Below are 8,014 nucleotides of genomic sequence, written 5' to 3'. Positions count from 1 at the left end.
AGAGGTAATTGACTCATATGATTAAATATTTAAAAAGTACAACTCAAAGTTAATCATTTTTTCAATTACCCTAAGTTTTTTTATTTAAATCCCTTGAAAACAATAAGTTAGACTTATAATTCACGTTAATAATAATAATTAAGCTATAATAAGCTATAATATGAAGAAAAGCTTTTGGATTCGTTTAGGATGCTGGTTGATAGGTTATAATTATTTTTTAATCAAGAATTGTAGTGAAGCTGCAGCAAAAACAGTAAAAAAATATTTATCTGCTTTATTAGTAATTTCTACTTTATGGGCTTTTATAGGTTATACTTTTGCACAAAGGTACTTAAAAACCAACGAGATAACTTCCGCTGTTGTTTCCGCATTAATGGTCTTCATAGTTATACAAATAGAACGGCAGATTATTCTTTCTGCTAAAAATAAGTTAGCTTCTATTTCCAGATTTTTTTTAGGTTTAGTAATGGCTACTATAGGAGCTATCATTACCGACCAAATTCTATTCAAAGATGACATAGAAAAATACAAAATTGAAGATATTCAAAGAAAAGTTAATGAAATTTTGCCTGTCAAAACACAAGAACTCAAGCAGCAAATTCAAGTCATAGATAAAAACATTGAAGAAAAAGAAAAAGAAAGAGCCCAAATAATAGAAGAAATTACCAAAAGTCCTACTATTTCTATTATTTCAACTTCTACAAAAAGAGAAAAAAATGAAGAGACAGGTGAAATAGAAATCACAGGTAATCAAGTGAATACACAGCAAATTCCTAATCCAAAGATAGAGTTTGTTAGAAAAATTGACGAACAAATTAAGATTTTAAGAGAAGAAAAGAGTAAAAAAGAAAATGAAGTTATAAATTCACGGGAATCTATTGAAAAAGAGTTAAGCTCTAAAATAGGATTATTAGATGAACTAAAAGTTCTTTTGAACATCATACTGGAGTCTAAAATCAGTGGTATGGTATGGGGATTATTCTTTTGTTTTTTTCTTTTTATAGAACTACTTGTATTACTTGTAAAATGGACAGAAAATTATAACGACTACGACAGATTGGTCATTTATCAGAAAGAGGTAAGTATCAAGCAAATTGACGAATTAGCGTCTAAATATGTAAAAAGTGAATCCCGTCTGTAAAAAATAAAAAAACTTTCAGGCTCAAACAACTGAAAGTTTTTTATTTTTATAAGATTTCTTTATTTTTACGAAAATAGTGCCTTTAGCTCTCCTGCTTCTTCGGGTTTCATTTTGCCTGCGAGTATCAGACGCAACTGCCTTCTACGCAAAGCTCCTTCATAGAGGGCTTTTTCTTCTTCGGTTTCGGGGATTAGTTCGGGAACATTGATAGGGTTACCTACTTGGTCTACGGCTACAAAGGTAAAAAAGGCACTATTGGTTTTTACTTTGGTTTGCTTGACAGGATTTTCAGCAAATACTTCTATATGCACTTCCATTGAGGAATTAAAAGCTCGCGTAACTTTGGCTTGCAAGGTAACCACACTTCCAAGTGGAATAGGCTCTTTGAAAGAAATATTATCTACCGAAGCAGTAACCACTACCCTATTGCAATGTTTGAGAGCGGCAATTGCCGAAACTACGTCCATAAAATACATTAGCCTCCCTCCCATTAGGTTATTGAGTGTGTTGGTATCGTTGGGAAGCACCATTTCGGTCATTGTGGTATAAGACTCACGAGCATATTTGGCTTTTGCTGACATAATTACTTAACATAATAAATTTTACAAATTTTCGTCTGCAATTTAATGAACTCCTTTGGAAGTTCAAAGCGGTGCGTTTGTTTTTATTTTCTTTTTGTTTTTTGTGTATTTTGCTTTGAACATCAAAGTTTTTTACAAAACAAAGAAAATGATAATCATTTCCCCTTGCAATCATTCAGAAATAGATTTTATTTGGTGTGTTATGTATAAATCAGATTTTTGCATTTTTTTCTTTGAAGTAAAAGATGAAATATTTAGCTTTGCCAAGAAATATTTTGTGTTTTGATGAAACTTTTTTTTCTAAACAGCGTACATATATTAAAGAGGTGTTTTTTTATTCAAAAAAATCTTTTGTATTTAGCAATTAAACAATCTTTTAGTCGTTTTACACAAATATTTTTTGCTTTATGGCTAAAATCAAATATTATTATGACACCGACTCTTGCCGTTACGAGAGAGTTCAGGTTAGCAAATGGGAGATATTTCTCAATGTAGCGGGTATTGTTGTGTTGGCTTCATTATTTGGTGTTTTATTTACCTTTCTGTATACCAAATTTCACAAATCGGATAAAGAGCTTGAACTAGCTCGTGAGGTTGAAGAACTTAAAAGTTATTACCAACTCATCAATAAAAAATTAGACGAATCCGACAAAGTGCTTGCCTCACTACAAGAAAGGGACGATAAGGTGTATAGAGTAATTTTCGCCGCTGACCCCATTCCCAAAGAAGTACGCATAGCGGGTGCGGGTGGAACAGAAAAATACAGCGACTTACTCCAAAAAGGTCTGCAAGCTGAAAAACTTATCCTTAATACCTTGCAAAAAGTAGATATGCTCAAACGTAAAATGTACGTACAAAGCAAATCGTATGATGAAATTATGCAAATGGCGAAAAGCAAAGAAGATAGATTAGCTCGTATTCCTGCTATTCAGCCCATTTCTAATAAAGAACTTACCCGCCTTTCCTCAGGTTTTGGTATGCGTTTTCACCCTATTTTTGGTGGGGCTCAATTTCACCCAGGCATAGACTTTGCCGCCCCTCACGGAACACCCATTTATGCCACTGCCGATGGCGAAGTAGTAGTAGCAAATAATAATTTTGGCGGTTATGGCAATGAAATACAAATCAAGCATAGTGAAGATTATACTACGCTCTACGCACATCTTTCTCGCTTCAATGTAAGACTTGGACAAAAAGTAAAACGAGGCGAATGTATCGGCTATGTAGGTAGTACAGGCTTTTCTACTGCTCCTCATTTGCATTACGAGGTTATTTACAAGGGAGAAAAGGTAAATCCAGTATATTACTTCTACAACGACCTCTCCCCCGAACAATATGACAAAATTTTAGAACTCGCTTCTCGTCAGAATCGTTCTTTGGGAGCAGTGGATTCTCGGAATGTCAAAATTCAAGAATAAATTAAGCAGGAAAAGAAAACATTTTGATAAAAAATTTGGGATAATAAAGCAAATCATATAGTTTTGTGGCTTTACGCACAAAAATTGACTAATCAAAATGTCTCAGACCTCTCAATCACAGGCACAGATAAGTTTTCTGACGGCTGTTTCTATTGTTATTGCTAATATGATTGGTGCGGGTGTCTTTACGAGCTTGGGATTTCAAGCCTTAGACATCAAGTCGGTCTTTCCTCTCCTGCTTTTATGGATAGTAGGTGGAATCATTGCACTCTGCGGAGCATTCAATTATGGCGAGCTTGCCGCTCGTATGCCCCGTTCGGGTGGAGAGTACCACTATCTTTCACAAATTTACCACAGAGGTTTCGGATTTCTTTCAGGGTGGGTATCGGCTACGGTAGGTTTTGCCGCTCCCATTGCCCTTGCCGCTATGGCACTTGGCGAATACGCCAGTGATGCCATTTTCGCCTCCAAAAATGAATATCCTACTTTTCAAAAAATTATTGCTGTAGCTACTATTCTGGTTATATCGTTTATTCACGCCACCGACATCAAAAAAGGTAGCTTTTTTCAGCAATATTCAACCGCTATTAAACTGCTTTTAATTAGCGTTTTTATATTAGCTGGTTTGCTTATTACCCCTACTCCGCAAAGCATTACGATACTCCCACAAAGCAATGACTGGAACTACGTTTGGCAACCTGCTTTTGCTGTGTCTTTGGCTTATGTATCTTTTGCCTACTCGGGTTGGAACGCCTCCGCATACCTTGCAGGCGAGATTGAAAACCCTCGTAAAAATGTACCAAAGTCGCTTTTTTTAGGCACAATGATTGTAATGCTTGCTTATGTTTTGCTTAATTTTGTATTTTTATACACTGCTCCTATTGAGCAACTGGCGGGCAAATTAGATGTTGGCTATGAATCTGCAATGATGATTTTCGGTAAGGCAGGAGGTAAAATAATGGCAAGTATGATAGCCTTGTTGTTAGTATCCTCTATCAGTGCTATGGTTTTCGCAGGACCACGCGTAACCAAAGCCATAGGCGAAGATTTTGAAATTTTTAAGCGTATCGCCACTACCAACGCCAAAGGAGTACCTGTTTCTGCTATTTTTCTACAATCAGGCATTGCCATAGTGCTGGTACTTACATCAAGTTTCAATGATGTATTATATGCCATTGCTTTTGTACTTGAAATTTTTACCATATCTACGGTTTTAGGAGTATTCGTTTTAAGATTTAGACAAAAGGAAACTTTTTTAGCTTACAAGGCTTGGGGCTATCCGATTACAACACTAATTTTCATTGCAGGAACGGCTTGGACTATGTTTTTCCTATTTGAACAACGTATATTTCCGTCATTGAAAGCTGTTCTGGGAATAGATCTCCACCCTGAAAAAAGTTATATTTCACAAGCTATGCCCGCTATTTTGGCGATAGGTTCTTTACTTTCTGGATTTGTTGTTTTCTTAATCAGTGATAAAATCAACCAAAAAAGATTACAGGAGAAAAAAGTTTAATATATCAACCATTATGCAAAAGATAAATTTATTACTTGTAATAGTTGCAAGCATCAACCTTTTTACAACTTGTAAAAATGACAAGAAAGATACTAATCAAAACAAATCTGTTCAGACAACTGATACACTCGTAAAAGAAAGTAAGAAGGAAAGAGTTATTCCAACAGATAAAAAGTATAACGAAATTGCTCGTTTCATTGCAGGATTGCCACAAGAAGCAAGCAACCCTCTGCAAGAATATGAAAAAACCGAAACTTGGAAAGGCTACTCCCAAGAAAGTAATCGTAAATGGCAAAAACTCAAAGAAGGCAAGCTCGCCAAAATGCAAACTTGGGCTGACGTAGAGCTAAAAGAGGTCAATCAGAAAGGTGGTACTTTATTCTACCCATTTAGTGGTGCAGACTTCTTGCACGCCCAAGTGTTTTTTCCTAATCTTGATGAAACCATAATGATAGGTTTAGAGCCGATTGGTAACCCTCTCAATATAGAAAAAATCGCCAAAAAACAAACTAATTACTTTTCGGCACTCAATAAAGCGGGATATTTTTTAGCAGAATTTAGCTTCTTCCGTACCAATGATATGGCTGTAGATCTAACGGGCAAACGCTCTATTGAAGTAGATGGTACTATTCACCTGATTATGTTATACTTGGCTCAATTAGATAATACTATCACCTATTACGAAAAAGTTGTAGTTGATACCGAAGGTAATCTAATACCAGCAAGCGAACACAAAGAAAAAGTTGATAGTAGCAACAAAAAGAAAAAAGTTGTATATGGCAACCGAATTTTTTTCAAAAGAAAAAATGATGATAAAATCCGTTCAGTGATTTATTTTAGTGCCAACCTTTCTGACTATGGTTTATTAGAAGAAAATCCTGATTTCAGAAAGTATTTAGAAAAACTCAAACCGACAGCTACTTATTTAAAAGCCGCCTCTTATCTAATGTATTCCGTGCAGGCACCGGGTAAAAACTATAACTTCAAAATTATTCGCGATATAATTTTGAAAAATAGCCAATATGTTTTACAAGATGATTCAGGTATGCCTCTTTCCAATTTTGCAGACAATAGTAAATGGCAAAAAACTTTCTATGGCGTATATGCAGGTCCTATTAGCCTATTTAGCAATCGCTATCAAACTGCAATGCGTGAGGCGTACAAAAATAAAGAAAATGTAAAACCTCTACCCTTCGGTATAGGTTATCAGTTCAGGGAAGGAACTTCTAACCTTATGCTTGCTAAAAAAATAGGGGAAGTAACAGACAAAGATTTAGAAGTGAAAGTAATAGAAGCAGAGAAAAAAGAAAAAAATAGAGAAAAAAATAAAGAAAAATCTAACGAGAAAAAGTAACTTTTACCACAAAAGTTTTTTACAAATTTTTACAAAAAAGTATAAATGCCTGTAAGTCAAAAACTTATGGGCTTTTGTTTATAGCCCAACTTCAAATATGAAACACTATGAAAGCCGTATTGATTTTTCTTTGTTTGAGTTTCACTTTTAGCTATAAAGTTCTTTTAGCTCAAAAAAAGAGTTCCCCCAACCCCTTGGAGTTGATACTCTACACCCAATACGATTATTTCCAAAAATACTTGGAACGAAAAGAATATGGTATCCAAATTATTTATTCGCAAATAGATAGGAACGAAGAAAACAAGCCTGCTCTAAAAACATTCAGGTACAATGTTGATATTAAAAACTATTTTTATCCTGCAAGTACTATCAAATTACCTGTTATCCTTTTAAGTTTAGAGAAAGTTAATAAAATCAACCAAATAAAAGAAGATGTTATTATCAATCATTTTACTCGTATGAGTAGTGTAGCAAGTAACTTGTGTCCAGAGGGAGCGATTGGTAATTTAATCAACGACCCATCTCCTCCCTGTTTAGCCAAGTATATTGAGCAAATCTTACTGGTAAGTGATAACCCTTCCTTTGCCCGGCTGTATGATTTTTTAGGACAAAAATACATTCATACCCAGCTCGCTCAAAAAGGTTATGATAGCATCAGAATTGTTCGCAGACTCGGAAGTTCTTGTTACACCGCCGAACAAAATAAATGTACCAATGCGACCTTGTTTTACGACTCACAACTTCGCCTTATTTACAAAGAACCCGAAACTTGCAACGATTCTACTCTTTCTCCTCTCTTGAATGTGTCATTAGGAAAAGCCTTTGTAGATATGAGTGGTAAATTGCAGTATAGCCCTATGGATTTTTCACAAAACAATTTTCTGCCTCTACAATATTTACACGAAATGACCATTTCGGCTCTTTTGCCCGAGGCTGTGCCACCACAAAAGCGATTTCATCTTACCCAAGAGCAATTAACTTTTATCAGAAAAACGATGGGAGCATACCCTCGTGAAGGAAAACTTACTACCTACCGCCCTGAACAAGGATTTTTTGATGCTTACAAAAAATATTTCATCTATGGGCAAAACCCTACCGCAATTATCAAACCCAAAATCAGAGTATTTAATATTGTAGGATTGGCTTATGGCTTTGCTATTGACTCCGCTTATATTGTGGATTTTGAAAATAATGTAGAGTTTTTTCTTACGGCTGTTATTCATACCAACCGCAACGAAATTCTTAATGATAACAATTATGAATACACCTCCGAAGCTATGCCTTTTCTGCAACTTCTCAGCGAAACTATCTACAAGTATGAACTTGCTCGCAAAAAAAAGTACAATCCAAATTTATCCAATTTTAATTTATATGATTAAAATTTCATTTGTTTTAAAAAAATATTAAAAAAAATTTTTTGTAAAAACTTGATTTTTAATTTTTTATTTTGTATCTTTATGACATAATTTTCAAGTGTCTTTTGTGTTTTTTCTTAAACTTTTTATGCTTATGAAAGACAATTATGAGAAAAGTACAATTTTAGATCTTAGCCAAGAAGGTAAACTTTTTTACACCATTGGCGAGGTAGCCGAAATGTTACAGGTAACTCCTTCCACCATTCGTTTTTGGGAAAATGAGTTTGATATGCTTCAATTTTCTAAAAATAGCAAAGGCGACAGACGCTTTACCAAAGAGAATATTGAAGACCTACAACTCATCTATCAACTTACCAAGGTAGAGGGGTATCGTTTAGATGCCGCCAAAGAAATTATGCGTAATCGCTCCAAAGAGATGAGAGAAAAACTGAAAACTATTGCGGCTCTTAAACGTATGAAAGAATTTCTGACTTTGCTCAAAAAAGAATTACCTGCCTAAACCAATATGACCGCCAATTGAGGTATTTGGAAAAATAAAAAAATGGCATTTATTTAGGAAAATTTTCCAACGATTAACCTAAAAAAAATGCCAAATTTATTAGAAATCCTCCTGCTTTTACAAACAGAA

General features: G+C 34.7%; 7 protein-coding genes. 6 read left to right on the top strand and 1 reads right to left on the bottom strand.

All coding sequences use genetic code 11. From position 1 onward, the window contains the following. Positions 1-160: 160 nt before the first annotated feature. Positions 161-1,141: a DUF4407 domain-containing protein gene (locus tag Rain11_RS13255; RefSeq protein ID WP_101359852.1), complete on the top strand. Its 981-nt coding sequence runs from the start codon at positions 161-163 to the stop codon at positions 1,139-1,141. 65 nt (positions 1,142-1,206) lie between these two features. Here Rain11_RS13255 and Rain11_RS13250 read toward each other — a convergent pair whose 3' ends face one another. Continuing rightward, positions 1,207-1,722, bottom strand: a complete 516-nt coding sequence (locus Rain11_RS13250; protein ID WP_101359851.1) for an acyl-CoA thioesterase — start codon at positions 1,720-1,722, stop codon at positions 1,207-1,209. Positions 1,723-2,129: 407 nt separating this feature from the next. Between Rain11_RS13250 and Rain11_RS13240 the strand changes: the two genes are divergently transcribed. The 5 genes from Rain11_RS13240 (at position 2,130) to Rain11_RS13220 (ending at position 7,885) form a co-directional block, all read left to right on the top strand. Then, positions 2,130-3,140 carry a M23 family metallopeptidase gene (locus Rain11_RS13240; RefSeq protein WP_101359849.1) on the top strand — a complete coding sequence of 337 codons (1,011 nt, stop codon included), beginning with the start codon at positions 2,130-2,132 and terminating at the stop codon, positions 3,138-3,140. Positions 3,141-3,237: 97 nt separating this feature from the next. Further along, the gene (locus Rain11_RS13235; RefSeq protein ID WP_101359848.1) at positions 3,238-4,656 is read left to right on the top strand and encodes an APC family permease; all 1,419 of its coding nucleotides are present in this window, start codon (positions 3,238-3,240) and stop codon (positions 4,654-4,656) included. 13 nt (positions 4,657-4,669) lie between these two features. Then, positions 4,670-6,010 carry a hypothetical protein gene (locus Rain11_RS13230; RefSeq protein ID WP_101359847.1) on the top strand — a complete coding sequence of 447 codons (1,341 nt, stop codon included), beginning with the start codon at positions 4,670-4,672 and terminating at the stop codon, positions 6,008-6,010. Positions 6,011-6,117: 107 nt separating this feature from the next. After that, positions 6,118-7,389 (top strand): serine hydrolase, encoded by a 1,272-nt coding sequence (locus Rain11_RS13225; RefSeq protein WP_101359846.1) that lies wholly within the window; start codon positions 6,118-6,120, stop codon positions 7,387-7,389. Between the two features lie 130 nt (positions 7,390-7,519). Further along, the gene (locus Rain11_RS13220) at positions 7,520-7,885 is read left to right on the top strand and encodes a MerR family transcriptional regulator (RefSeq protein ID WP_101359845.1); all 366 of its coding nucleotides are present in this window, start codon (positions 7,520-7,522) and stop codon (positions 7,883-7,885) included. The last annotated feature ends 129 nt before the right edge of the window (positions 7,886-8,014 follow it).

Origin of the sequence: Raineya orbicola, assembly GCF_002843425.1 — a bacterium.
Taxonomy (GTDB): Bacteria; Bacteroidota; Bacteroidia; order Cytophagales; family Thermonemataceae; genus Raineya; species Raineya orbicola.
The sequence above is the reverse complement of the archived record's forward strand: the minus strand, read 5'-3'. Positions and strand labels throughout refer to the sequence as shown.

What these genes read in the sequence shown, in the direction of transcription:
- Rain11_RS13225 (WP_101359846.1), top strand. Translation starts at nt 6,118, where the DNA reads ATGAAAGCCGTATTGATTTTTCTTTGTTTGAGTTTCACTTTTAGCTAT.
- Rain11_RS13240 (WP_101359849.1), top strand. Translation starts at nt 2,130, where the DNA reads ATGGCTAAAATCAAATATTATTATGACACCGACTCTTGCCGTTACGAG.
- Rain11_RS13235 (WP_101359848.1), top strand. Translation starts at nt 3,238, where the DNA reads ATGTCTCAGACCTCTCAATCACAGGCACAGATAAGTTTTCTGACGGCT.
- Rain11_RS13230 (WP_101359847.1), top strand. Translation starts at nt 4,670, where the DNA reads ATGCAAAAGATAAATTTATTACTTGTAATAGTTGCAAGCATCAACCTT.
- Rain11_RS13220 (WP_101359845.1), top strand. Translation starts at nt 7,520, where the DNA reads ATGAAAGACAATTATGAGAAAAGTACAATTTTAGATCTTAGCCAAGAA.
- Rain11_RS13250 (WP_101359851.1), bottom strand. Translation starts at nt 1,722, where the DNA reads ATGTCAGCAAAAGCCAAATATGCTCGTGAGTCTTATACCACAATGACC.
- Rain11_RS13255 (WP_101359852.1), top strand. Translation starts at nt 161, where the DNA reads ATGAAGAAAAGCTTTTGGATTCGTTTAGGATGCTGGTTGATAGGTTAT.